Annotated in this window: 18 protein-coding genes and 3 pseudogenes; 7 read left to right on the plus strand and 14 right to left on the minus strand. The window is 59.4% G+C overall.

Going from position 1 to position 26,905, the window contains the following annotated elements:
* Positions 1 to 148: 148 nt before the first annotated feature.
* The 7 genes and pseudogenes from KSY55_RS00195 to KSY55_RS00225 form a co-directional block, all read right to left on the minus strand.
* A complete protein-coding gene (locus KSY55_RS00195) occupies positions 149 to 778 on the minus strand; it encodes a sugar O-acetyltransferase (protein WP_033524224.1) in 630 nt (209 codons plus the stop codon).
* A 60-nt stretch (positions 779 to 838) separates the two neighbouring features.
* Positions 839 to 1,024 carry a carboxylesterase family protein gene (locus tag KSY55_RS00200; protein WP_004219773.1) on the minus strand — a complete coding sequence of 62 codons (186 nt, stop codon included), beginning with the start codon at positions 1,022 to 1,024 and terminating at the stop codon, positions 839 to 841.
* A 96-nt stretch (positions 1,025 to 1,120) separates the two neighbouring features.
* On the minus strand, positions 1,121 to 3,085 hold the full coding sequence (locus KSY55_RS00205) for a sialate O-acetylesterase (RefSeq protein ID WP_254881817.1): 1,965 nt from the start codon (positions 3,083 to 3,085) through the stop codon (positions 1,121 to 1,123).
* An 86-nt stretch (positions 3,086 to 3,171) separates the two neighbouring features.
* The gene (locus KSY55_RS00210) at positions 3,172 to 4,803 is read right to left on the minus strand and encodes a glycoside hydrolase family 43 protein (protein WP_065438014.1); all 1,632 of its coding nucleotides are present in this window, start codon (positions 4,801 to 4,803) and stop codon (positions 3,172 to 3,174) included.
* Positions 4,804 to 4,870: 67 nt separating this feature from the next.
* The gene (locus KSY55_RS00215; RefSeq protein WP_004219780.1) at positions 4,871 to 5,764 is read right to left on the minus strand and encodes a carbohydrate ABC transporter permease; all 894 of its coding nucleotides are present in this window, start codon (positions 5,762 to 5,764) and stop codon (positions 4,871 to 4,873) included.
* Complete coding sequence (locus tag KSY55_RS00220) at positions 5,764 to 6,807, minus strand: carbohydrate ABC transporter permease (RefSeq protein ID WP_004219782.1); 1,044 nt, start codon at positions 6,805 to 6,807, stop codon at positions 5,764 to 5,766. Before KSY55_RS00220 ends, KSY55_RS00215 begins: the two co-directional genes overlap by 1 nt.
* Positions 6,808 to 6,907: 100 nt before the next feature.
* Positions 6,908 to 8,181: pseudogene (locus KSY55_RS00225) on the minus strand (ABC transporter substrate-binding protein).
* A 359-nt stretch (positions 8,182 to 8,540) separates the two neighbouring features.
* Between KSY55_RS00225 and KSY55_RS00230 the strand changes: the two are divergent.
* Complete coding sequence (locus tag KSY55_RS00230; protein ID WP_004219786.1) at positions 8,541 to 9,557, plus strand: LacI family DNA-binding transcriptional regulator; 1,017 nt, start codon at positions 8,541 to 8,543, stop codon at positions 9,555 to 9,557.
* 132 nt (positions 9,558 to 9,689) lie between these two features.
* On the opposite strand, the gene KSY55_RS00235 is transcribed toward KSY55_RS00230, so the two are convergent.
* Together KSY55_RS00235 and xylA are read right to left on the minus strand one after the other, a co-directional pair.
* Positions 9,690 to 11,384 (minus strand): glycoside hydrolase family 43 protein, encoded by a 1,695-nt coding sequence (locus KSY55_RS00235; protein ID WP_117754482.1) that lies wholly within the window; start codon positions 11,382 to 11,384, stop codon positions 9,690 to 9,692.
* Positions 11,385 to 11,657: 273 nt separating this feature from the next.
* Positions 11,658 to 13,004 carry a xylose isomerase gene (xylA, locus tag KSY55_RS00240; RefSeq protein WP_022245077.1) on the minus strand — a complete coding sequence of 449 codons (1,347 nt, stop codon included), beginning with the start codon at positions 13,002 to 13,004 and terminating at the stop codon, positions 11,658 to 11,660.
* Between the two features lie 233 nt (positions 13,005 to 13,237).
* On the opposite strand from xylA, the gene KSY55_RS00245 reads away from it, so the two are divergent.
* Together KSY55_RS00245 and KSY55_RS00250 are read left to right on the plus strand one after the other, a co-directional pair.
* Positions 13,238 to 14,518, plus strand: coding sequence for an O-acetylhomoserine aminocarboxypropyltransferase/cysteine synthase family protein (locus tag KSY55_RS00245; RefSeq protein ID WP_022245078.1), 1,281 nt, complete (start codon positions 13,238 to 13,240; stop codon positions 14,516 to 14,518).
* Between the two features lie 246 nt (positions 14,519 to 14,764).
* Entirely contained in the window at positions 14,765 to 16,246 is a 1,482-nt protein-coding gene (locus KSY55_RS00250) for an ATP-binding protein (RefSeq protein WP_022245079.1), read from the plus strand.
* Here KSY55_RS00250 and KSY55_RS00255 read toward each other — a convergent pair.
* A complete protein-coding gene (locus KSY55_RS00255; RefSeq protein ID WP_022245080.1) occupies positions 16,194 to 16,856 on the minus strand; it encodes a YitT family protein in 663 nt (220 codons plus the stop codon). The genes KSY55_RS00250 and KSY55_RS00255 overlap by 53 nt on opposite strands.
* 305 nt (positions 16,857 to 17,161) lie before the next feature.
* Between KSY55_RS00255 and KSY55_RS00260 the strand changes: the two are divergent.
* Together KSY55_RS00260 and KSY55_RS00265 are read left to right on the plus strand one after the other, a co-directional pair.
* Positions 17,162 to 17,524 (plus strand): annotated as a pseudogene (locus KSY55_RS00260) (DMT family transporter); the annotation flags it as partial.
* A 145-nt stretch (positions 17,525 to 17,669) separates the two neighbouring features.
* The gene (locus KSY55_RS00265) at positions 17,670 to 18,074 is read left to right on the plus strand and encodes a DMT family transporter (RefSeq protein WP_081019053.1); all 405 of its coding nucleotides are present in this window, start codon (positions 17,670 to 17,672) and stop codon (positions 18,072 to 18,074) included.
* A 136-nt stretch (positions 18,075 to 18,210) separates the two neighbouring features.
* Here KSY55_RS00265 and KSY55_RS00270 read toward each other — a convergent pair.
* Positions 18,211 to 18,834 (minus strand): annotated as a pseudogene (locus KSY55_RS00270) (ECF transporter S component).
* 299 nt (positions 18,835 to 19,133) lie between these two features.
* Positions 19,134 to 20,360, minus strand: a complete 1,227-nt coding sequence (locus KSY55_RS00275; protein ID WP_022245083.1) for an ROK family transcriptional regulator — start codon at positions 20,358 to 20,360, stop codon at positions 19,134 to 19,136.
* Positions 20,361 to 20,542: 182 nt separating this feature from the next.
* Here KSY55_RS00275 and KSY55_RS00280 point away from each other — a divergent pair, with 182 nt between their 5' ends.
* Together KSY55_RS00280 and KSY55_RS00285 are read left to right on the plus strand one after the other, a co-directional pair.
* On the plus strand, positions 20,543 to 22,072 hold the full coding sequence (locus KSY55_RS00280) for an FGGY family carbohydrate kinase (RefSeq protein WP_022245084.1): 1,530 nt from the start codon (positions 20,543 to 20,545) through the stop codon (positions 22,070 to 22,072).
* Positions 22,073 to 22,150: 78 nt separating this feature from the next.
* Positions 22,151 to 23,047 (plus strand): nucleoside hydrolase, encoded by an 897-nt coding sequence (locus KSY55_RS00285; protein WP_004219814.1) that lies wholly within the window; start codon positions 22,151 to 22,153, stop codon positions 23,045 to 23,047.
* A gap of 579 nt (positions 23,048 to 23,626) precedes the next feature.
* Here the strand turns inward: KSY55_RS00285 and KSY55_RS00290 are convergent.
* Positions 23,627 to 24,730 (minus strand): iron-containing alcohol dehydrogenase, encoded by a 1,104-nt coding sequence (locus KSY55_RS00290; RefSeq protein ID WP_004219821.1) that lies wholly within the window; start codon positions 24,728 to 24,730, stop codon positions 23,627 to 23,629.
* A 299-nt stretch (positions 24,731 to 25,029) separates the two neighbouring features.
* Entirely contained in the window at positions 25,030 to 26,898 is a 1,869-nt protein-coding gene (locus KSY55_RS00295) for a sialate O-acetylesterase (protein ID WP_217749408.1), read from the minus strand.
* Positions 26,899 to 26,905 lie beyond the last annotated feature (7 nt).

Here is a 26,905-nt window from a genome sequence, read left to right on the forward strand (position 1 = left end):
GCCAACCGCAACGGCACCCATTTTCGTCTCAAACAAAATCGTGCGATATTCCGATCAAATCGTGAGGTCAAAACTGAAATCGTGCGACAACACGTCTAGCAGTAGGGCAACACGCGAATTCGCTCTGAGGGAACACCGTAACCCAACGTCAGACGATACCCTCGACATCGGCGAAGGCGGGATCGCGTTCGGGAATCTCGCGGATTACATGCGCCGGATTGCCAACTGCAATCGAATTGGCGGGAATGTCTCGTGTAACCACAGAACCCGCGCCGATAATGGAATTCGAGCCAATCGTGACGCCAGGCGTGACCGTAACGTTCGCACCAAACCACACGTTGTCACCAATCGTCACCGGCGAAGCATGTTCCCAGCCAGCCAGTCGCGTTGCCGCATCCAAGGCATGATTCGGCGTGGCAATGGTACAACGCGGGCCGATCAGGCAATCCTCGCCAAGCGTTACATATCCGCCGCCGCACACCATGAAATCCTTGTTCAAGAACGTGCCGCGGCCAATGGTCAGGCCGATGCCATAATCCACATTGAACGGCGGCGTGAATTGTACGCCCTCCCCCGCGTCGGGAACGAGCTCGTGGAACAGGCGGTAGGCCTCGTCAGGATCATCGAAGAAGATGCGGTTGATCGTGGCGCAGGTACGCATGGCCTCGCCAGTAAACTTCGGCAGCGACTTCGATTTGCGGTATTGCGTCGGCTTGCCGGCGAACAGCCTAGTCAGATCCTCGTCGGACGCGATCTGCGTCTCCGTCTCCTTCGTCATGCCCGTCTCCTTCGTCACGATTTCCACCACGCTATAGTGAACGCTCACACTATACTATATTCATCTACTTGACCTGGCATACGACATACTATCCGATGTATCGTGGCATCCGCCGAGCAGCATGTATCGTTGGCCATTGGGTCCGCACGCCGGACATTCGGGCAATCCGGAACCGTTCGGATCGCCCGTCGCCGCGAAATTCGTCCAATACCGAATCATGACACGAGACAAATCGTAATGCGCCAACGGGAAGGCTTGGCATAGGGGATGCCGCGAAACACGGTAATTACAGAGTCCGTATCGGAGAATCCATCGACGAGTCCTTGTCGAAGCGCGACCTGTCTACGCATGAATCCCCTTATCATCGTCCGTGGGCAATGTCAGGCGGAACGGCGGAATCAGCATGCCATCGCCGTCGCAGATGAGTCCGGATTCCGGATTGTTGCTCCACGCGTACCGCACCTCATCTGGCCTGCGCGCCGTCATGCGCGCCACGATATCACAGCCGTCTAGCCATGCCTCGGCCCGCGCGGATGTGGCGCAGTCGCGCCATAGAAATTCGATTTCCTGGGGAGCGTCACCGTCCAACGTCATCAGCCGGCGGCCCTCCGATCGGATCCGCTCGTCCGAGCGACTCCGCCACACACAGTGCATCCGCAACAGATCTCCGCAGACCTCGATGGTTTCCACGGCCGGTTGAGGCTGAGCCTGGCGACCGTATACCAAATCCATCGCGGCATTGAACACGCGATCCGCGACGAGCTTCTTGTCATACGGATGCAGATCGTTGCTCTCGCCGGCGTCAAGCGTCACCACCGTCGCAACGTTTTCAAGTTCGTTCGCGACGTTCCACTCCTGTTCGCGGATGAGTGGCCAGCCTCCATCCTCAATGGCGTCGATGTCGAATTTTGGAAGCTGGACGATCAGAAACGGCATATCCGGCTGATGCCATTTGACGCGCCACAATTGAATCATGGCCTTCAGCTCGTCACCATATCGCATGGCGCGATCGCCGGTATTCGATTCGCCCTGATACCACAGCACGGCCCGCACCGCATATGGAAAACACGGGGCGAGCATGGCATTGTACAGGCCGGTCGGCTTCCATCTGACGAAATCCTCGAATGGGCAATCGCGGTCAGCTTCGGCGGTCACGGCATACTGCCAAATGCCGGACAGGTCGAAGACATCGTCTCCGATGGTCAGTGTCATCCGTTTGCCGGGCGTCACACGACCGCCGGGCCGTTCAACGACCAGACGCATGCGGATTTCGTTCGCGCCGGCGCGCAGCACACCGGCTGCGACCGGATAGTCCCGCGGCTCATACACATTGCTACGCCCACCGACCAACACACCATTGACCCACGTATGGTCGGCGTCATTCATGGTGCCCAGACGCAATAGAGCGGGCTTGCCCGCATCCGACGGAGGCAGGAACACGGTTTTTCTCATGGTAATCTCGCCGCGGAAACCGGCAAGTCCGCGATCCTTGTACCATCCCGGCAGGCGTATGTCATGCCATGCCACGTCGCGCGGCTCGATGTTCTTGGATTCCGGACAGTTCCACGCGATCAATGGCAGCCATTCATGGTGGGCATCGGCCACAGCCTCGTATCCAAGCGCTTGGTACCACCGGTCCCGTTCGGCAACGGAATCGCGGCTTTTCTTCGACGCCACGCCATCGCCAAGATACGGCTCAAGGTCAGCGAGCGCTTCGGGGAACGCCCGCAATGCGTCGGCATCCATCCAGGATTCAATCGGCGATCCACCCAATGAAACGTTCAACAGGCCGACGGGCACATTCAGCCACTGACGGATCCTGCGTCCGAAGAAATAGGCGAGCGCGGAGAAATCTCCAAGGGTTTCCGCATCGCACCCCTGCCAGAACGCATGGTCATGATCGCTGCGGGGACCGTTGAAGTCACAATCGGGAATCGCTTTGTATTGCCGCAGCAATGGGTCAGGCTCACGATTCCACTCCAGCGGATAGTCCGCACGCACCCAAGCCATGGGCAGTTCCATGTTCGACTGTCCCGAACACAGGAACACTTCTCCCGCATAGCATTGGCGCGAGATGCATTCGGTTCCGTCCTCATAACGCACCGTCAAATCGTACGGTCCGCCTGCTTTGATCGGACCGTACGGCACACTCCATGAGCCGTCGTCCCCCACCCGCGTAGTCCGGTCCTTGCCATCGAGGCGTACCAGCACGCCGCGTCCAGGGTCGCCGGCGCCCCAGATATGTATGGTCGCACCGGCCTGCAGCACGCAACCGTCGTCAAGCAGTTTCGGCAATTGCAAAACCATGCTCGTCCGCTCCTCATTGCCCATAGAATTCAATCCCGTCGAGTATGCCGGCTGACGGCGGACGCTCTGTCGCCAGCCGGCACTGTCTACTGGTTATCGGAAAGCTCCCGATAGTCGAAGTAGTCGAATTCGGCCTGCGCGTCGTAGCCGGACAGATCGACGCAGGCAAGTCCCACGAACGCGCCGGTGAAGAAGCCGCCGTAACGTTGGTTCACGTAATCGTCGGACAGGATCTTCGCATCGAGCCTGACTGGAATCTCGGTGAAATGTTCTCCGTCAAAGGAATATTCGTAGGAATAGTATTCCGTGCGGACCTTGGTGCGCAGCCATACCGCCTCAGCCTCTTCGGGCACTACGATGGCGTTATCCTTGAGGAACGACGTATATTGGTTGAAATCGTTCTGAGCCACTTCGATGACCCTTGCGTGACGTTTCTCATCCCAAGTGATAAACGCCCATGACCAGCATAGGTCATCGTAATAGTTGGTCAGGCCTGCCATCTGCATGTAATTCTTCGGATCGAAACGCACCTTGGTTTCGGCGTCGAAATCAAATGCCTGCCAGCGACGAGCCACAAGAGACAAGTCAAACAGGTTGCACAGCGAGCCCTGACCACGCAATGCCAGTTTGCCACCGCCCACCGTGCCCATGGCGTCGGTGAACGGGACGCGTAGCGTGTTCCAATTCGGACCGAGCTCGCCGGAATCGAACTCATCATGTTCGTCACGCGTCGTTGGGGCCAAAGTCTCGATGGCATCTTTCGGAGCATCAACGTAACGCTGTCCGCCGTGACCTCCGATCACGCGCGGCCAACCGTCCTCATCCCATTCGACTTTCTGGATGGAGGTCTCGCGTCCGAGTGTGCACCATCCGCGGGTGCCATGGGCCGGTTCGGTATCATGACGCCACGGACGACCGCATAGGGAGGCGTAATACCACTCGCCGGACGGGGTGTCCACCAACGCTCCATGGCCCTGCTTCTGCAAATAGGTGTCAGGAGTGTCGAAGTTACCGATGAACGGGCCATTCGGCATAACTTCGAAGGAGTACTCGTCAAGGGTATGGGAACGCGCCACAGATTCCTGATGTTCATACACCGTGCCGCCTTCTGCGGCAAACAGGTAGTACCAACCATCCTTCTTGTATAGGTGGGGACCTTCGGTGATCTTCACCGCAGTACCATCCCAGATGGTGCGGGCCGTTTCTGGCTTGAGCTTCATGGTGTCGACGTCGAATTCCGTCAATGTGATACCGTCGAACTGGTGGTGGTATTCACGGAAATCCCATGTCTGCTGCACCAAGTATTTGCGGCCGTCGTCGTCATGGAACAGGCTGGCGTCAAAACCGACCCCGTTGATGCGAATCGGCTCGCTCCATGGCCCGTGGATGTCCTCGGCGGTGACCAAATAATTAGTGCAATCCTTGAATGCACCATTGACCACCTTGACATCAGTGTAGATCAACCAGAATCTGCCATCCGCATAGCTTAGGTCAGGAGCCCAGATGCCTCCCGAAGAGGGGTTTCCTCTCATATCAAGCTGGCTGGACCGGCTCAACGGGCTTGGAAGAATGTTCCAATGCACCAGGTCCTTGGACTCATGCAGGCGAACGCCTGGGAACCATTCGAACGTGGAATTGGCAATGTAATAAGTGTCACCGACGCGAATCATTGAAGGATCGGCATGAAAACCGGTGAGCACCGGGTTGGAAATCTTCATATTGCATAAGAGATGAAGCCCGGAAGACGGAAAGGAACATCTTCCGGGCGTGGGTTGTCACATTCCGTCAGCCCTTGACCGCACCTGTCAGGCCGCCGACGATCTTCTTCTGGAAGATGGTGAAACAGATCAGGGCCGGAATCATAGCCAGAGAGGTGAAGGCCAACACCTGTGCGGTGTCAACGGAGTGTTCGGAGCTGAACATCTGTACGCCAAGTGGCAATGTGTACTTGCTGGCATCACTGAGCACGAACAGCGGCAGCATGTAGGCATTCCAGCTTCCCACGAAGGTAAGGATTCCAGTGGTGGCCACGCCAGGCATGGACAGCGGAATGACCATGCGCCAGAAGAAGCCAAGGCGGGAGCATCCATCGAGAAGACAGGCCTCCTCAAGCTCATTAGGAATCGACTGTAGGAACGGCACCAAGATGATGATGGTCTGAGGAAGTCCGAAGGCAATTTGCGGAAGGATCAGACCCCACAGGGAGTTGGCCAGACCCAGATTGCGAATCAGCAGATACAAAGGTGTAATGCCAACGGTCATCGGGAACATGAGACCAGCAGAGAACAACGCGTACATAAGCGGCGCATAGCGGAATTTGTATCGGGCGATGACAAAGCTCACCATGATGCTAAGCACCACGACGCCTACCATGGTGGCGATACCCACGATGGTAGAATTCTTCAGTTCCGTCCAGAAAATATCACTTTCGACGACCGTCTTGTAGTTGTCGGGGATCCATGGGTTCGGCATCCCGGACGGATGGTTGGTGATCTGCGAATTGGTACGGAAACCGCCGAAGATAATGTACAACACCGGAGTGATACAGATGGCCACAAGCACCAGGGAGAAGAAGTAGACGATTGGGTTGCCCCATGGCGTCTTGGATGACTTACGGTAACCATTCTTCTTGCTGTACTCGCTTTTGTTGGAATGTCCTGCGATTGTTGCGGCAGTCATCACTTCACCTCACTTGCCAGGGCAGCAACCTCACGATGCTGCACTTCCTTTGCGCGCTTCCTGGCACGCTTCTCGGCTTCTTTCTGCTCAGTAACAGCACCGTCCAAGTCACGGTTCAGCACGAACTTCTGATAGACGAGTGCGATGATCAAAGAGATCACGAAGATGATCAGAGCAACGGCGGAACCATAGCCATAGTTGCCGGCTCCACGACCTTCACGCACCATGTAGGTGGCCATGGTGGACACACCAGCGGTGGTCGACACATACTTGCCCCACACGATATAGACCAGATCGAAAAGCTGCAGAGAGCCAATCATGGAAAGGAACACCCAGATCCGCAACGTCGGAGCAAGCAACGGCAACGTGATGCTTTTCTGCATCTGCCAAAAACTCGCCCCATCCACTTTGGCTGCTTCATACAGTTCATCGGGAATGGATTGCATGCCGGCGAGCATCAGAATTACGGCGAAACCGACGTATTTCCAGCTGATCAGCAACAGCAGCGTCCAAATAGCGATTTTCGGGTCGGCCAGCCAATCGGGACCATTGATGCCGAAGTTGGCCAGAATCTCATTGATGGCGCCCTTCTTCTGTAGCAACAGGCTCCATCCTGTGCCGACGATGACCTCGGAAACGACATACGGCACGAAGATGAGGGTGCGGATGAGACCACGCCCCTTGAACTTCTGGTTCAGCAGCAATGCGAACAGGATGGCGAGCGGAGCCTGGATGACCAACGAGCCGATCACGACCTCGAAGGTATGCAGAATCGCCGCCTGGAACGCGGGATCCTTAAGCGCTGTGATGTAGTTCTGGAGACCAACGAATTTACCTGTCTTGGAGGGAAGTCCGTAGCCCTTCCACTGATAGAAGCCGTAATAAGCACCCAAGACGATAGGCAGAATCACAAAGCAGACGAACAGAAGAATCGCAGGTGCGGACAGTACGAAAATCTCAACATTACGACGCATTTTGCCATCGGACGGTTTCTTGGACCGCTTAGCGCGCAGCGTCACCGCGTCTTTGCTTGTACTTGACATGGTTTTCTCCACTACCAGATACGTTTCTCGAATAGGAAGGAGGGCAGATGAAGATCTGTCTATCCACCCTCCTTTGGCCGTCAACCAGCCATGTTCACTATCAGCCCTTGGACGCTGCGTCCTTCATCGCCTTGACGATGTCAGCCGAAGTCCCCTGTCCGGAAAGCAGATTCACCACTCCGGAATTAAGAGCGTTGCCAATATTTCCGCCGAGAGCGGTATCCATCCACAGCTGCATGCCATCAGACTTTTTCATAGCTTCGAGGATAGCCTTAAGATTTTCATCGGTAACCGCATCGTAAGCTTCGGCGGAAGCCGGAATGGTGCTGAACGCAGTGGCGTATTTCTCCTGATTTGATTTCTCAGCCATGAAATTGACGAAATCAACAGCAGCGTCCGGAGCCTCGGGATTGACAGCGAAACCGGTCACAGCGCCCATCAAAGCACCTTCCTCGCCTTTTCCTCCGTCCACGGTCGGGAAGGCGAAGAAGCCAAGGTCAGCCATTGGCTTCTTGTCCGGAGTCAGGTCCTTGAGAACTCCAGGCTCCCATGTGCCCATGAGCTCCATCGCAGCCTTATGATTGGCCAGCAGACCTGCGGACGAGCTGGCGCCCTGCTGGGCCGTCGTGGTGAGGAATCCTTCGTTAAAAGCATTCGCATCCAACAAATCCTTCAGATCATCTCCGGCTTTGACCCAGCAAGAGTCGGAGAAGTCCTTGTCATTAACGCCCTTGGCGTAGGCCTTCGGAGAGCATTTGCGCATGGACAACCAGTAGTACCAGTGACCGACCGGCCAAGCATCCTTGCCGCCGAGTGCGATCGGATCGATGCCAGCGCTGCGAAGCTTCTGCACATCGGTCTTCAGCTCGCTGAAAGTGGTCGGCTCGGCATCGATGCCAGCCTGCTTGAACAAATCCTGGAATACCAGATGCCACCAGGCTGGGCAGCGACCGGAACACCATAGACCTTGCCATCATAAGACATGGAATCCAATGAGGAAGACATTTGCTTTTTGACGGTATCGCTAATCTTATCAGTAATATCCATTACCTGACCGGCATCAACCATGTCCTTGGTCTTGGCACCACCAAGGGTCATGTACACATCCGGGCCGGAGGCGGGATCCTGCATAGCGGTAGTCAGCTTGCCTTCGAAATCCTCGTTCTGGATGGCCTGAATCTGAACCTTGACACCAGTCTTCTTCTCAAACGCTTTGGCCAGATCCTCCCAATACTGCTTGCCGTCACCAGCTGTTGCGTTATGCCAGAACGTAATGGTCTTATCGTCTTTGGCGCCAGCGCTGGAGCCACAGGCACCCATGCCCAACATGGTCGCCACCGCAAGAGTGGCAGCTGCAATGGTTTTGAACTTCATTGTCTTCTCCTTATTGACCAAATCATCATCGACAAAATGATGGCAACGACAGGAACGACTTCTCTCGAATGGGTCGAATCGGGAAGCATGACCGCAACGAATGCTGCTGCAGCTCCCCTAGCAGACAGAGAATCAGCCTTTGACTCCCTTCGAAAGTCTCCATTTCGTTTTCGTTGTACCTACAGACTACCGAAACAAATCACACAAAGTCAAGTTTTTTGTAAAATCAGAAAACTAACTATTTTTCGTTGATTTTACAACGTTTTTAAGCATTGCCAACATATCGAAAGTTTCGAAAAACGTAAACCGAAACTTTCGTTCGCATTTTCGGATATGATGAAAAGAAGAAGGAGTGACTCATGCGCAATACGACAAAGAAAGCTACGGTACGACTCTCTGACATAGCTAAAGAGACCGGTTATTCCCTTTCCACCGTATCCAAGGCGCTCAACGGCAGAGCCGACGTTTCCGAAGAGACGCGGCAAACCATCAACGCGGTGTTGAAACGGTATGGGTATTCCCGTAAAGCGACAGGTGCAAAAAGCCAACGAATTATCGAAATCGTGTTCCAAGATTTCGATAATGTTTGGGCCCTTGAAGTACTCCGTGGCGCCATTCGCGAAGCCAAGTTGCATGATTTGAACGTCATCACCACCGAAGGCGGCAATCGCCAGCACCCGGACTCATCCTGGATTGACAACATGCTGCGTCGGCAGACGGATGGCGCCATTCTTGTCTTCTCCAGTCTGACACGTATCGAGCGGAACAAACTGCATTCCAGAGGTATTCCCTTCGTCTTGTTCGATCCATTCGGTAATCCAGATCCAGACACGCTGTCGGTGCAAGCGGACAACTGGACCGGAGGCGTAATCGCCACCAGGCATCTGCTCGCACTCGGACATACCCGCATAGGCATCATCACCGGACCGGAGGAGATGATGTGTTCCAAAGCACGTCTGGACGGATATACATCAGCGCTCGCGGAACATGGAATCGAAGCCGATCCCGAACTTATCACCGAAGGCGATTTCACCACTTCCGGCGGTTACGCACAGTCCATCTCCCTGTTGAAACGACCGAATCGTCCGACCGCAATCTTCGCCGGCAGCGATCTGCAGGCCATGGGCGTCTACGAGGCGGCAAGGCAGCTGGGATTACGTATTCCCGAGGATTTATCCGTGGTCGGATTCGACGATGTGCAGACTGCCGCATTCCTTGGCCCGGCGCTGACCACCGTACGACAGCCGCTCCAAGACATGGCAAGGGCCGCCGTACGCATGCTGGTCGAAGCGCTGTCCACCGACGTGATCCAACCGCACATCATCATGCCGACATCGCTAGTGGTACGCAACAGCACACAGCAACTCGAAGGTTAATCAGCGGGGCAAACCTCACAGACACAGCCGGAGGGAGAACACAGCGCTCCTAGCCTTTCGACCCGTTTTCAACTCGTTCTAAGACGGCCCGTCGGAACACCAGCAGTGAACCATCCTGAAATTCCGTAGAAACTATGCCATGAAGCCGGCCATGCAACCGACGAACCCACCGGCCCATTCGGTGCTGAGGAAACGAGCATCGACACTCAGCAGGACCTGCCCCTGACGCACGAACGTCGCAGAATCAACCAAACCATGCATGCCAGTCACGATGACCGACAAGCGGTTGTCGTCGAAAAGTACCGCCGGACGCACTCCGTCAGCCTGTACGGCAACAGACCCAGCTTGCGAATCGTCTCCATTCACCATCTCGTAGCGCACATCCGTGCCATGCATCGAAAACACCGCGTAATGTGTGGAATTCTGCCGGATCACTAAAGAACCGGACATGGGAATCGGCATGAGCGTCGGCAGTTTCGCTATTCTGCGGTAGCTGACATCACGCTCATCGCGCACCACCACATCGTTCGTCGAGCCATCAGCCACATCCACCAGCGCAGGTTCCACGTCACCGGCGAGCGAGGATTTCACCCTAGGCTCGATGGCGATGCCATCGTCTTCAGTAGTAACCGTGATCTCGTCGGCCAAGCGGCCAAGACCAGCGCAAGTCACCGGCCATCCGGGGTCACCCTCATGCGTATATGGTGCACCGTTGCCGTCCAGCTTCCAATCGGCCGGATTATGTTCCCAGGATACCGGAGCGACAAAGCTCTCCCTTCCCAAGTAGCTCAATAATTCGCCGTCACGCTTTCCCCGTGTCTCTCTCACGCCGAGACACACCAGCCACCATCCCAGTTCCGGATGAAGCAACAGGTCCGCATGTCCCACGCATTGCAGCGGTTCCGACAAACCCAGATGTCGGTGGGTGAGAATCGGATTCTTCTTATCCGCGTGGAAGGCACGGATTGCAGTGCCAAGATAGCAGCGTTCCCCGTCACGAACCTGCGGAATGCACTCACCCAATTCGGATACTTCCCGTTCGTAAGCTTCGAACGCCCGAAGCAGTCCATGCGGCGCATAGATGCGCATGGCCATTTCGCTATGTTCGAAACTGGTACCCCCCTCAGCGGTCATCAGATACACATAATCACCCACGCGATAGAGATGCGGCGCCTCAGCCCACACCGATTCCATACCGTATCCGCGCCATATTACCGTCTTGCCCGATCCCGCAGGAAGACCGTCATCGACAAAAGTCCAAGTCTCCGGATTAATGCGTTGGGTCCAGACCTCGGTCTGGCCTTCCCATTGCGGATTGACCGCAGGACGGGTCTGGGTCCAGTACACGTTGCCATCCCCGTCCTCGAATATGTCTGGATCGATGCCTTCAGCGCCCTCAATCCAGAACGGGCCATGCCATGGCCCTTCGATAGAATCCGCTTCAAGGATAAAATTGCCCTCCGCGGCGTGGAACCGCATCAGCTCGCTTTCTGTGCAACCACCTTCCATAGCACGGCGATCATCAAGACGGGCAATGGTGCATGCAATCACATATTTGCCATGAATCCTGCGCAGCGTCGGCGCATAGACACCGCCCGAATCATCCACGAAAGGAATAAGCAGGCGCCTTGCCAGGTCAGCATCTACCACATTCGACACATGCTTCCAGCACGTCATATCCTCGGAAACGTAAATGGGAAGACCTGGGACAAGCTCAAAAGTAGAAGTCACCAACACAATTCGCTGGAACTCATCATCCCAAATCCAACTCGGATCAGGATTCATTCCACTAAGAATGGGATTGGTAATGGTAATAGTCGCGGTCATAAATACACCTTATTCAGAAACGTTCGTGAGCATCGCATCATTGCGAACAATCGAAACTTTCGTTTGGCCCAAAAACGCAAACAAGCCGTACACCGGCAACATAACCGGCAGACGACTTGCCTGCGAAGGAAATTCTAGGAAGAAGGAAGGAAAGATGAGTGGTGTGCCGGAACGCCGACGCTTCGGCACACCACATCCGGCTCTGTCACAGCCGAGCCTCACTGCTTGATCCAGCGATGAATCAGGAGCCCTAACGGAAACTCCCTATTCGGCTCACGCCTCGGCTAGGGCGTCGATCATGTAGTTGTTGATCGTGGCCTTGACGGACTCGAGGTGATCGGACTTGGTGGCTTCGATGAGCTTGGACTGCGGGATATCCAGAGCATACTCTTCGAGGGAAGCCAGAGAGGCGGTGCCGTTCTCGACGGTCGCGCCGATACCGGAATCGAAGGAGCTGTAGCGCTCGGCCTGCAGGTTCTCGATGACCTTGTCCTCGTGCATCTTGGCCGCGACCAGCAGGCCGGCCGCGAAGGAATCCATGCCGGCGATGTGGGAGCGGAACAGGTCCTCGGCGGTGAAGGAGGTGCGGCGCGGCTTGGCGTCGAAGTTCAGGCCGCCGTGAGGGCCGATCTGGCCTTCGGCGAGGACTTCCCACATGACGGTGGAGGTCTCGTACAGGTCGGTCGGGAACTCATCCATATCCCAGCCGATGAGCTTGTCGCCCTGGTTGGCATCGAGGGAGCCGAGCACGCCGGCCTCGCGGGCGGTGCGGATCTCGTGCTGGTAGGTGTGGCCGGCCAGGTTGGCGTGGTTGCCTTCGAGGTTCAGCTTCATGAAGTCGATGTCGTAGGTCTTAAGGAAGGCGATGGCTGTGGATGCATCGAAGTCATACTGGTGCATCGTCGGCTCCTTGGCCTTCGGCTCGATCAGGAACTGAGCGTCCAGGCCGATCTCCTGAGCATACTCGTGGCACATGTGGAAGAACTTGGCCATGTGCGCCTGTTCGCGCTTCATCTGCGTGTTCCACAGGTTCTCGTAGCCTTCACGTCCACCCCAGAACACGTAGTTCTCGGCTCCCAGGCGCTTGGCAATCTCCAGGGAATGCTTCAGCTGGCCACCGGCGTAAGCGTAGATGTCGGCGAACGGGGAGGTGGAAGCACCGGAAACGAAGCGCGGGTTGGTGAACAGGGAGGAGGTGTTCCACAGCAGCTTGATGCCGGTGGACTTCATGTTCTCTTCGATCTTGTCGACGACCTTGTCCAGGTTCTTGTCGGTCTCGCGCAGGGTATCGCCTTCCGGAGCGATATCACGATCATGGAAGCAGAAGTACTCGACGCCGAGCTTCTGGAAGAACTCGAAGGCGTAGTCGACCTTGGCCAGGGCCTCATCCTCAGCATTGGAGTACTTGCCGTACCACGGACGCTGGGCGGTGCCGGTGCCGAACGGATCGACCAGCTCCTGATCGAACGTGTGCCACCAAGCGACGCCGAAACGCAGCCAATCCTTCATCTTCTTGCCGGCAACAACCTTGTCGGCATCGTAGTAATGGAAAGCCAGACCCTCCTGCGGCCCCTTTTCACGACCGACATACGGAATCTTTTCAATATCCCACAGACCCATGGGTTGCTCCTTTGCTATTGGTTTTTACTTTCGTAAGACCTTGCTTTTCCCGTCAAGCGGATTCCCGCCTGTCTTGATGTACATAATAAAATCAACTTCCTAAGTTTGTCAATTCAGTGAACTATTCGGCGTTTCCATTGAAAAATAGCCAATTATCAACTCAGTGATAAAGTGAACATGTTTGTTGCATCGCAGCGCTACGCAACGAAGCGCGCAATCGAAAGAAGGAATCCATGAGCGAAAACGTCGACACCATCTGCGTGCAGGGAGGCTACCAGCCCGGCAACGGCGAATCCCGCACTCCCCCGATCATTCAGGCGACAACCTTCAAATACAAGTCAAGCGAACAGATGAGCCGACTGTTCGATCTATCCGAATCCGGATACTTCTACACTCGACTGCAGAATCCAACCAACGACACCATCGCAGCGAAAATCTGTGAAATGGAAGGCGGCGCGGCCGCAATGCTGACCTCATCCGGCCAGGCGGCGAACTTCTTCGCACTGTTCAACATCTGCAACAACGGCGACCACATCGTCGCATCCTCCGCGATCTACGGCGGCACGTTCAACCTCATCAACGTGACCATGCGCAAAATGGGCATCGAATGCACGTTCGTAAGCCCGGACTGCACCGAAGAAGAGCTCGAAGCGGCATTCCAGCCGAACACCAAGGCGGTCTTCGGCGAATCCATCTCCAATCCGGCGCTCATCGTGCTTGATTTCGAAAAGTTCGCGAACGCAGCGCACCGCCACGGCGTGCCGCTGATCGTCGATAACACGTTCCCCACACCAGTCAACTGTCGTCCATTCCAGTATGGCGTGGACATCGTCACGCACGCCACCACCAAATATATGGACGGTCACGGCTCCTGCGTGGGCGGCGCGATCGTGGATTCCGGCAACTTCGACTGGATGGCCCATGCGGAGAAATTCCCCGGACTCACCACACCGGACGATTCCTACCATGGCGTGACCTATGCCAAGGACTTCGGCAAGGCCGCCTACATCACCAAAGCCACCGCACAGCTCATGCGCGATTTCGGCTCAACGCCGGCGCCGATCAACTCGTGGATCATGGGCATGCATTTGGAGTCGCTGGGCGTGCGTATGGAGCGCCATTGCGCGAACGCGCTCAAGGTGGCGCAGTGGCTGAGCGCCGACCCGCGCATCAGCTGGGTGAGCTTCCCAGGCCTTGAGGAAGACAAGTACCATGCGCTAGCTGAAAAGTACATGCCGAACGGCACTTGCGGCGTTATTTCCTTCGGCGTGCCGGGCGGCCGCGAAAAGGTGTCCGCGTTCCTCGACCACCTGAAGATGGTGTCCATCGCCACACATGTGGCCGACGCGCGCAGCTGCACCCTATACCCGGCAGGCACCACGCACCGTCAGCTCACCGAGGAGCAGCTCGTCGAAGCAGGCGTTGGCATTGACCTGGTGCGCCTGAGCTGCGGCATCGAAAACGCCGACGACATCATCACGGATCTCAAGCAGGCGATGGACGCGGTGCTCTGATTCCCGCGAACCACGCGACCATACGGTAACGGTGGGGCCTGCGACGGGGATCGATCCCGTCGCGGGCCCCACCATATCCGACTCGCGGACGGCACCGATCCCGCGCAAGTCATCGCCACGCATATGCCGCCGCCGGCATAGGATAGTGGCAGGAGCCCGCGGCGGACGGCGTACAGATGGAGCCGGATGGAGTACAGACGGAGTACAGACGTCACCAGATGGCAACGGCACACTCCCGGAGGCGCGATGGACAACGACGACTACACGGCCAAGATGACCGAGCTCATCGAACTGCTGCGCGTCATCGGCAACGACACGCAGCAATGCGAGGTCAAGGAGTGCAAACGCAGAATCAGCTCGACCATCACCGAGACGCTGTCCGCGTTCTCCAACGGCAACGGCGGGTACATCATCCTGGGGCTGAGCGAGAAGGCGGGGTTCACGCCGGTCGAGGGCTTCGACGCCCGCGCCATGCAGGAGGCGTTGAGCCAGGCCTGCGAGAAGCTCACGCCCGTGGTCCGGCCCGTGATCGTGACCTGCCCGTTCGAGGGCGCGAATTTGGTGTTCGCCGTCATCGACGAGATGCTGCCGCGGGAGAAGCCCTGCTTCGTCTCCTCGGTCGGCCCGCACGGCGGCTCCTACATCCGCACCGGCGACGGCGACCGCAAGATGACCGCCTACGAGGTCGATCGTCTGCTTGATGAGCAACGCCAGCCGGAGCACGACATCGCGGTCGTGCCGGAGGCCACGCTCGACGACTTGAATCCCACGCTCGTCCACGCGCTGCTCGAATGCGAGCGCGACCGCCATCCGCATGTCTTTGCGGAGCGTTCCGACATGGACATGATGCTGGACCTGCGCATCCTGAGACGCATGCCAGCCGGCCACCCCGCGGACGACACCGTGAAACATGCCGCGAAACATGCCGCGGATTGCGACCCGGCGGGAACCGCGTTCAGGGAAGACGACACGGATATCGGCGCGGACACCGACACAGACGAGGAGACCCGGATCGCATCCGTGCCGCGCCCCACGCTTGCGGGACTGTTGGCCGTCGGCCGGTATCCGCAGAAGTTCTTTCCCCGGCTCAACGTCACCATCGCCGTCTACCCCGGTACCTCACGCGACGACGTGTTCACCGGCGACGCACGGCTCGTCGCCTCCGAAACCATCACCGGCCCGATCCCGATCATGATCGATGACGCGGTCGCCTCGCTGATGGCATGGACGTCCGGCCCAGGCGGCGCCGATTCCGGCGCGCAACCATCACAGCCGCCACAGCCGCCGATGTATCCGCAACTGGTGCTGCGCGAGGCCATCGCCAACGCGTTGACCCACCGCGACTACTCCCCGGACGCGCTCGGCACGCCCGTGCATGTGGACGTGTTCACCGACCGAATCGAGGTCTCGAACCCGGGCGGCCTGTTCGGCGCGGTCTCCAAACAGCGGCTCATCCATGAGGCGTCAACGTCCACGCGCAACGCATTCCTGTTCTCGCTGCTGCGGTCCACCCCGTATCCGGACGGCGGCACCGTGCTGCGCGACGACGGCACCGGATACCTGCGCATCGGCGCCGCGCTAAGGAACGAGGCGCGCGAACCGGTGCGCATCGACAATTCGCTCGATCGGTTCCGCGTCACCATTCCCGGCCCTGTGGCGACCGAACAGTCAGGCGTCAACGCCCGTCGCGGGACAAGGCCAGCGCCTGGATGCGGTGCTGGAAGGTGAAGACGCGATTGACGATGTTGATGATTGGCCCGACCAACACCGCGGAAATCACCGTGCCGATGCCGACGCCGCGCAACCCGTGGAAGAAGATCAATGACAGCACCGCGGCGATGATGATCAGCGTGATGTCGAATACGGCCTTCACCGTGCCCACGCGCACGCCGCTGACCTTGGCGATGGCACGGACCACGCCTTCGCCGGGCACCACCACCACGTTCGGCGCCAGCTCGATGACGATGCCGAAGGCCAACGCCACGCAGCCTAAGCCGATGCACAGGAACTGCTCCCACAGCATGGTAGGGTACAGAACACCGAGGATGGCCATGCTTACGTCGATCATGGCGCTGAACAGCACGTTGACCATGATCTGCAGGAACTGGGAGGGCTTGAAGTCGCGGCGCAGCAGCACGACCTGAAGCAGAATCAGCAGGATGTTCCAGATGAATGTGGTCACGCCGAAGCTGAACATGGGGAACTGCAGGCTGCACACGTACGGCACGCTGGAGATGGCCGAGGTGCCCAGATTTCCCAACGTGATCAGTGCCACACCGAACGAGTTGATGACGACGCCCAGGGCGAAGAACACCAAACGCTGCGGCATGTTGTTCATATGGTACGACTCCTCTTCTTCCGTATCTTGGTGCCTGCGTTTTGCGGCACTGCCCCCCCCCCAGGCGGGGCCAGGCCGGGAACCTATGAAAAGCAGACGTCTCGACAAACCGGACACCCGGACATCAATTGCTTAATATTTGCTCGTATCCCCCCGCTTTTCCCGCATCTTCCTGCATCTTCCCGCATCACCCGCGAAGCCATGCATGCCTTCCCTCCCAATCCGAACCGCCGCGTCCCAGCGCACAGCTGGACCCCCGAAATCGGCGTCGTGAGTACAATGTCGCCGAGACGAAAGGGGATCATATGCTGCTTGCCGCGCTGGGAGTGCTCACCAGAATCGTCACGCCGTTGCAGACCGTCGTCAACGCGCGACTGCGCGGAACGTTGGGCACACCGTTCCGCGCGTCGCTGGTGTCATTCACCGTGGGATTGGCAGCCACAACGATTGCGGCACTGCTGCTCGGACCGTACCCGCTGGTACCTGAGTCGGCGCTCCACGGCCCCTGGTGGATGTGGTTCGCCGGGCTCTTCGGCGTGATCTTCATGACCGGGAACATCCTGCTGCTGCCCAGGCTCGGCAGTCTGCAGACCGTGCTCATGCCGGTGCTGGGGCAAATCACGATGGGACTGCTCATCGACCAGTTCGGCTGGCTGGGCAACCCTCGCCATCCGATGACCATGGCACGCGCAGCCGGACTGGTGCTGGCAGTCCTCGGCGTGCTGCTGGCGGTCGCCGCCGCCGACGCCAAGACGCTGTTCGGCGGTCCGAACCCGTTCGGCTCGCGGCACGGAGCGGCGCGCACCCCCCGCAATGCTGTCCGCGGACACGTTGCGACCCCCTGCGGACGGCCGCTCCACGAACCGAACCCGCTCGCCAAGCATCTGGCTATGGCGTGGACTGGGCATACTCTGCGGCATGTCGTTGGCGGTGCAAGCCGCCATGCTGGGACGACTGGGTACGGCGCTCGGATCGCCGATCAAGGCGTCGGTCGTCTCGTTCATCCTGGGATTTGTGCTGCTGTGCGCCGTGGTCGTGTTCCGTGACCATGGCCTCGATCTCGGTAAGGCGATCCGCGGGCATAATCCGCCGTGGATGTGGATCGGGGGCCTGCTCGGCGCCGTTGTGGTGCTGATGACCTCCTGGCTGTCGCCGCAACTCGGCACCGGGCTGACGGTGCTGGTGGTGCTGATCGGACAAGTGACCGGCGGATTATGAGTCCGATGCTCTAACCGACTGAGCTACAGCCCCACGCCGGTTCGTGGCCGGCCCTATAGTCTAGCAAACCGCTGGGCGTTTGCCCGGATGCTCGTCAACGGGCGGCATCCTGACAACCGCCGACCGGAGACAGCGGTCACCCGCGACGGTCGGCATCGTCGCGCCGCGCCCGTCCGGAAGCGAAACGATCCAACGCCCCGGTGGCGGCGATGGCCCTGTACAGATACCAGCTCATCACGCCGGCGATCAGCACGCCGCCGACCAATTCACTGATCATATGGATGACGCCGCGGGGGCTGAGGAACGATACGCCCTGATACCGGAACAGCATCAGGTACACGCCGTATTCCAAGGCCACCAAGGCGCCGGACGTCATGGAGATCGGCAGGTTGAACACGCGGTACCGGGTGAGTGCGAACGGCAGTTCGGCGAACACGCCCTGCAGCGCCGCGGACGCGAACCCGAACGAGAACTGGTTGCCCAGCAGCATCTCGGCCGCGCTGCCCACCAGGTTCACATAGACCGCGGCTCCGGGCTTACGCAGGATGATGACGGCCAACGTGCCGGAGAAATACCACAGCGGGTACAGGATGCTGGCCAGTCCGGGCAGGATGCCGCCGATGATCGGGGACAGTCATGCGTAGGCGAAGTTGAACAGCCAGAACACCAGTCCGCAGGCCACGCCCAACGCGGCGCCCACGGCGATGTCGTCCCCATCCTCCAGCGCCAACGACGGTCCGCGGCCCGGCCGCCGGAGGATGGGGACGACAATCCGGCGGGACCGGAGGCATCCCTCCGTGCCGACATGTCGGCCATGTCCGACGTTTTCCCTACGGCGGGCATGGTATGATGATTCGGTTGTTGAGGATGTTCGGCTATGGGATGCTCCTGTTCCCTGTTGACTGCGCACGGCATGAACACGGGGAGACCCGCGGACGATCCTTGACCTGCGCAGCCCGGGCGGAATCGCCACGTGCCACTGTACCAGGCAGCTCCTCTTGCCGCGCCCCCGACGTTATAGGCCTAGGTTGGAACACGCGTGCATCCGTGTGCGGACCGTCAGTCGGTCGAGACGAACCGCATCGGATTGTCGATGAAGCGGCGCAGACCGATGGCGGCCGAACCGATCAACGCCGGTTTGGACGTCACGTCGGCCATCAGCACCTTGGCGCGCACCTCGGGGTATCCAAGCACCTGGCGCCGCATCATGCCCTGCATATGCGAGGCGATCTCCGGCCCGAACTGCGACCATACGCCGCCCAGCATCACCGTATCGACGTCGCAGATGTTGATCGCCGACGCGATGGCGGAGACCATGGCCTCGATGGCCTTGTCCACCACCGCCGCGGCCTTGACGTCCCCGTCACGCCACCGTTCGATCAGCTCGTTGATCGACTCGCGCCGCGCGGCCGCCGACCCGCTGGCGATGCCTGCGGACTCCACCATCGCCCTGCGGCCGGCATAGGTCTCCAGGCACCCCCGCCGCCCACACCGGCACACCGGCCCCCGCAGCTCCACCGACACGTGGCCGAGTTCCCCGCCGAATCCATGGTCGCCGATCTCCACATGTCCGCCACGGACCACCGCGCCGCCGATGCCGACGTCCGTGGACAGGTAGATGAATGAGGCGTTGGGTTCCACGATGCCGTCGTCCTCACGGTGCATAGCGTATCCGGGAATCTGCGCGAGCGCCGCCATATTCGCCTCGTTGCCCGCAGTCGCATCCAGCCGCCGCACCACGTCGAACCGCTTGAGATCCAACTGTTCCCATCCCAGGTTGCGGGCCATGAGGAGCCTCGTGTCATCCGTGACCAGACCGGGCAATGCCAGTCCGGTACCCGTCACGGTGTATCCGCGGTCAGCCAGCAGCCGTTCCTGCTCAAGTGACAGGGCGTTCAGTTCGGAGAAGATGTCGTCGGCGTCCACGTCGGACATATCCGCATCGACCCAGCGTTCCGCGACCACCGTGCCGTCCAAGTCGAGCACGATGGTGCCGTAGCCGTCCGTATTCACCTGCAGACCGATGCCGCAGTATCGGCCTCCGACGATGAGCAGCGGCGTGCTGGGGCGCCCATAGGAGGATTGTACGCTCGGCGTCCCCTCGCGCACGACGCCGTTGTCGACAAGCATGGAAACCAGCAGGGACATGGTCGCCTTGGTCAGTCCCGTCTGTTTGGCCAGTTCGGCGCGGCTCATCGGTTCGGCGGCGCGCAGCAGTGTGCTGATGACCACCGAAAGATTGTGGTTGCGTAGATCGTCCTGATTGATTCTGCGCAGCGTAGTCATGACGTAGCTCTCCTCTATGTGTTCTGGTGCTTCATCGCCTCCGGCGTGCCTCCCACAACATTGTGAAAATGGTACACACACCAGTATAGTTCATTCGTCAAACTATTTGCGTATAATGGCGACCGTATTCGGCCAAACGCCATCAGCCCGACGTTTTTGGCGGCATGTTGCAAGGAGGCACAATGAGCAGAGTTCTGGTGGCCGGCGTGGACACGTCCACCCAGTCGACCAAGGTGCGCGTCACCGACGCCGAGACCGGCGAGATGGTCCGTTTCGGGCAGGCCAAGCACCCCGACGGCACCAGCGTGAACCCCGATGCCTGGTGGCAGGCGTTCCAGGAGGCCGCGGAACAGGCCGGCGGGCTCGACGACGTGGCCGCGCTGGCGGTCGGCGGCCAGCAACACGGCATGGTACTGCTCGACGACCATGGCCGCGTGATCCGTGACGCACTGCTGTGGAACGACACCCGTTCCGCCACGAACGCCGACGTGCTCATCGCCTGTCTGGGCGAGGCCGAGAAGGCCGCCGACGGCAGCGAGGACGACCTGTCCGACGATCCGGCGATGCGCGGCCGCCAGCGCTGGGTCAAGGCCGTCGGCTCCTCGCTGGTCGCCTCGTTGACGATCACCAAGGTGGCGTGGGTCGCCGCGAATGAACCGGAGAACGCCGCACGCATCGCCGCGATCTGCCTGCCGCACGACTGGCTGAGCTGGCGCATCGCCGGCCACGGCCCTCTGGGCGAGGACGCGACCGCCGAGGAGATGAAGGCGAACCTGGATGCGCTGTTCACCGACCGTTCCGACGCCTCCGGCACCGCGTACTTCGATGCGACCGCCAACGAATACCGCCGTGACCTGCTCGCGATGGCGCTGGGACGCGGCGAAGAGGATATCGCCGGCATCGTGCTGCCGCGCGTGCTCGGCCCGACCGAGACCGGCGACGTGGCCGATCCGGCCATCGCCGGCAAGGACGTGGAGGGCGGCTGCCCGATCGGCCCCGGCGGCGGCGACAACGCCATGGCGTCGCTGGGCCTGAGCATGGGTGTGGGCGACGTGAGCATCTCGCTGGGCACCTCGGGCGTGGCCGCGGCCATCTCCCCCGTGCCCGCCTACGACATGACCGCTTCGGTGACCGGATTCGCCGACTGCACCGGACATTGGCTGCCGCTGGCCTGCACGATCAACGGTTCGCGCATCTCCGATGCCGGACGCGCCGCACTCGGCGTGGACTACGACGAACTGGCCGAACTGGCCGCGGCCGCGGAACCGGGTGCCGGCGGCATCACGCTGGTGCCGCACTTCGACGGCGAGCGCACCCCGAACCGTCCGGACGCCACGGCGGCGCTGTACGGCATGACGTTGGCGAACACCAGGCGAGAGAACATCGCCCGCGCGTTCGTGGAGGGTCTGCTGTGCTCGCAGCGCGACTGCCTTGAACTGGTCAAGGGTCTGGGCGTGGACGTCAAGCGCATCCTGCTGATCGGCGGCGGAACCAAGTTCGCGGCCGTGCGCGCGCTGGCCCCCGCGATCCTCGGCATGGACGTCGAACTGCCAGAAACCGACGAGTACGTGGCGATCGGCGCGGCCCGTCAGGCCGCCTGGGTGCTGTCCGGCGAGACCGAACCGCCGACGTGGCCGGTCAAAGTCGAGACCACACTGACCGGCGAACCAACCCCGCAGGTGTACGAGCAGTACGTGCGCTGGCGCGGTTGATGAAGTCACACGATGAGGTTGTCGGAACGACGAGGGCCAGCAGCCTCATCGCATATCACCATCAGGAAAGGAACATTGATGACTTTTCATTTCACAGTCCGTGATGATAAGCAGATTCGTGTCATCATCGACACCGACGCCGATTGCGAGGCCGACGACCCGTTCGCTATCGCTCAGGCGTTGCTGACACCGAAGTTCATGGTCAAGGCGATTTGCGCCGAGCATTTCAACGAAGCGGGCAGTATGGAACGCAGCTTCCGCACCGCGTCCACGGTTGTTCAACTGCTGAACTCCGATGTACCGGTACTCGAAGGCGCCCGCACGCCGCTGGCGGGGCTGCACCTCGCCTCTGATGAGGACCTCTCCCCCGCTTCGCGTGCGATTCTCGACGAAGCTCTGAGCGCTGATACCCATCCGCTGTTCGTACTGTGCCTCGGCGCCATCACCAACGTGGCCGCCGCCATCAAGCTGCACCCGGAAATCGTCAGCCGGATGACCATCATCTGGATCGGCACGCAGCTTCCCGGCAACGATGAGGAAGCCATTCGCGAATTCAACTCCGGCAACGACGTGGAAGGCGCCAATCTGGTGCTGACCAGTGGTGCGAATCTCTGGCTGGTGCCTTATCAGGTCTACCGTACGATGAATGTGAGCATTGCCGAACTACAATGTAAGCTTGCCGATGCGGGCGCTATCGGCGAGTTCCTGTTCGACAATCTCGTGAAATACAATGACAGTGATTTCGCGTTCTGGACTTCGGGAGAAAGCTGGTCATTGGGAGATTCGCCCGCCGTCGGCTTGGCGATGAAGCATGATTGCGGCGAATTCCATTACGCGCCGGCACCATTGGTCAAGCCGGACAGCTCCACTGCTTTCATACCGTCTCGCCCAACGATACGCATCTACGACAGCATTGACAGTCGATTCATTCTCGAGGACCTCTTCGCCAAGTTGACGCTGTTCGCACGCGGTTGACGCCCCGATAATATGCGGCCACCAACGGTGACGCCTCCCATCGGGGCGACAAGGCTGTTCACGATCGAAATCACAACCGGAAGGCCGCCCCTTTGCGGTACAGGTTCTGCAACACTCGGCGATTGGTGTTCCGTACCACCCGATCCCGATACGGAACACCATAGCACCTGATAACGGTGCCCCGTACCATGCCACAGCCGAGATACCATAGCAAAACGGCGAAACCAAACCGTTATGCCAAGTCCGATTCCGCCGCGGAATGGTATGGAAGCGCAATCCAACGCTTCAAGGACTTCCGCACCCCGCCGAGAGCGGGGTAATAAGGCCGCTCGACATTGGCATATGCCGAATCATGTGACCGGCAACGGCTTCGGTGGCGATGAAAGCCTGCCCCGCCACCGAAGCGGAGATGCCGCCTTTCATCGCACATCCATGTACGGCTTGCCCTCCCCGTACACCGTGGCGGCTGCGTATCGATGTACAGGTGGAGGGCAAAATGTGTGGTCATAGACGTGTATACGGCAGGTGTGGATATCAAGTCTTCGGCGCCTCCATCCCTCGATACACCTTGATACATCCTCAGAACACGACCGGTGTCACGCACAAGGCGAGGATGGCGCGCGCATCGTCGCGGGTGATGCGGCGGTAGGAGCCGCCGACGTCGCCGGCATGGTCGGCGAGCTTGTCCAGCGTGGCCGGATCGGCTGGAATGCCGACCTCGGACAGGGTGAGCGGGGCACCGACCAGACGCAGAAAGTCGACGTAGTGCTCGATGCCCTCCTCGGCCACCTCGCGCTCGGATTTGCCGGTCGAGTCCACGCCCCACACGTTCACCGCCCAGCGGGCGAAGCGTGCGGTGGCTTCGGGGCGTGAGGTGTAGACGTACTTCATCCAGTGCGGATGGACCACGGCCAGGCCGGCGCCGTGCGAGATGTCGAAGTAGGCGGAGAGCGCATGCTCGATGCCGTGCGTGACCCAATCCTCCTCCTTGCCACGCGAGATGACGCGGTTGAGCGCGAACGTGGAATCCCACATCGCGTTGCTACGGGCCTCATAACTGCGCGGATGGCGACGGCAGGCGCGCCAGGAGCGCAGGATATGCCGTTGGATGGCCTCGGCCATCTCGTCGGAGAGATTGTCGTCGCTGGGTAACGAGAAATATTGTTCGCAGGTGTGGCAGAACATGTCCACGAATCCGTAGGTGGTCTGTTCAGCCGGCAGGGTGAGCAGATAGGTCGGGTCGAGTACCGAGAACTTCGGCGTCAGCGGGAAGGATGTGTAGCCGAGCTTGCGGTTGCGGGCCCAGTTGGTGAGCACAGCCACGCCGCCCATCTCGGAGCCGGTGACGGCGGTGGTCAGCACCACGCCGAGCGGCACAAGGTTTTCGGGGGCGGGCTTGCCGGTTTCGACGTAGTCGTACCAGAGGTCCTCGTCCTCGCCCAGGCCGGAACCCAGCGAGATGAACTTGGCGCAGTCGATGACCGAGCCGCCGCCGACAGCCAGGATCAGGTTCACCCCGTGCTCCCGAACCAGGTTCACGCCTTCGAAGACCTTGTCGAGTCGCGGGTTCGGGGTCACGCCGGAGAGTTCGATGACCTCGTTGCCGGCCTCGCGCAGCGCGGCCGTCACATCGTCATAGGCACCGTTGCGCTTGATCGAGCCGCCGCCGTAGACCAGCAGCACGCGGCACCGGGGCGAGACCTGGCCTCCTCGGCCACATGCGAGACCTGACCTTCTCCGAAATAGATCTTGACGGGATTGTGGAAGATGAAGTTTCTCATATGTTCATTCCTTTCATGAACGGCTCGGTTACGCAATGGATTCGGCGAACGGCGAAATCGTCGAACCGATCATTCTGCCCAACAGACTTCTATACGCTCCGCTACCTCTTGGAATTGCTCAAGACATCCGATAGCAAGTTCGTCGTTCGGCCACGTCCCGACTTGGTCGAACGGCGAACATCCGGTTTCGGCGCGTCTTCTCTACTCAATCGGCATGGCGAACGGTGGCACAGGCATACCCTTCCCCGAACACAGTAGACCACGACCGGGCGCATTACTCCACGCATATCGGATGGATGTCGGCTTACGCCAGGGCACACGAATGACGACCTTGTCGCCTTCAACGCGCCCGGAGACGGCATGCACGGAGCCGTCCTCCCAAACAAGCTCGAATTCGCGCGGTTCGTCCCCGTCCAAGGTGTATAACGGACCACCTGCAAAGTCGATGACGAGCTCACCGTCTGTCAACACCGCGGACTTCGGCTCAGGTGATTTCGGTGCGTCATTTTTACCATAGACAAGACCGCAGGCCGCATGGAACAACCGCTCGGCGACCACACGCTTGTTCCACGGATGCAGGTCGTTCCATTCACCGGCGTCGAGCGCAACCACTGTTGTCACATCATCAACGGTCTTCGACACCTGCCATTCATGCTGCCGCACCAAGGCCCATCCACCATCCTCGACATTGTCGATTGAAAATACCGGCAACTGCACAATCAGGAACGGCAATCGTTCTTGATCCCAAGCATGTCGCCAGCAGCCGATCATCGCCGTAAGCATATGCCCATACTCATCGGCCACATCACCAGTATTGGATTCACCCTGATACCAGAGCACCGCACGGGCGCCGTACCCGGCGCAGGTCGCGGTCATGCCGTTGTACAGGCCTAATGGCTTCCACTGCAGGGAATCTTCCGTCGGACAATCCTCATCGATTTCGGCACCGATCATGTACCGCCAAGCTCCGCTCAGATCGAACGAGTCATCGCCCACATCCAGATGCATGCGCTTACCGGGAGTGAACCGGCCCGTGCCGCGTTCGCACACCAGCCGTACTTCTACATCGTTGGGGCCGGCCTTCAGCACATTCTCCGGGACAACGTAGTCACGGGAGAAATACTGGTGCTCGGACCGCCCCACTTCAACACCATTCACATAGGTGATGTCCGAATCAACCATCGCCCCCAAGTGCAGCACAGCAGGCCGTCCAACCGCATACGTCGGCAACATAACCGTACGCCGCAAGCGGATCACACCGCGGAACCCAGCTAGACGAGGATCGGCATCCGACAGGAATGCGGGCAGGTTCACGGTTCCGGTTTCCGCATCCTCATTCCATCGGTTGACTTCTCGCACACGCAGATCTTCATGCCACCGGGTGCGGGCCTCAATGCTAGACTCATTGCGCACACGGGCTTCATCATCATTCCGGTATGGTGCCAGATCAGTGAGCATCCTCGGCCATGCAGCGAGTGTCTCCTCATCCATCCATGATTCGATCGGTGAGCCGCCGAGCGTGATATTAAGCAGACCGACCGGCACACCGAACGATTCCCGAATCATACGTCCAAAAAAGTAGCCGATTCCAGTGAACTCATCAAGGGTATCCGATGCAGCGCCAACCCATTGTACCGGTTCATCGAATTCATGACGCGGCCCGTGGAAATCGAATCTGACCGGCACTTTGCAATGTCGCAGCAGCGAGTCGGCTTCACGCGTGAATTCGGACGGATAACGCCAGTGCAGAAATTCCATCTGATATTCCATATTCGACTGTCCGGCGCAAATGAACACCTCGCCCGCATAAACGTCATGGCTCAATGATTCCCGCGTCGCCGCTTCCGACGTTTCACTGACCGTCATGCGATAGGGACCACCAGCGTCCAACGGTTCGAGCGTGACCGTCCACGCGCCATCGGCGTCGACGATGGCATCGGCACGCCGTTCCGCGACCGAGACCTCGATCGTGGAACCGGGGCGGCCACCACCCCAGATCCTCACCGGCATGCCAGATTGCAGCACGCATCCTTCACCGAACAACGGATTGATATGCAATGTCGATTTCATTGTGTCC

It is taken from the genome of Bifidobacterium sp. MSK.13.1 (genome assembly GCF_019131435.1).
Lineage (GTDB): Bacteria > Actinomycetota > Actinomycetes > Actinomycetales > Bifidobacteriaceae > Bifidobacterium > Bifidobacterium pseudocatenulatum.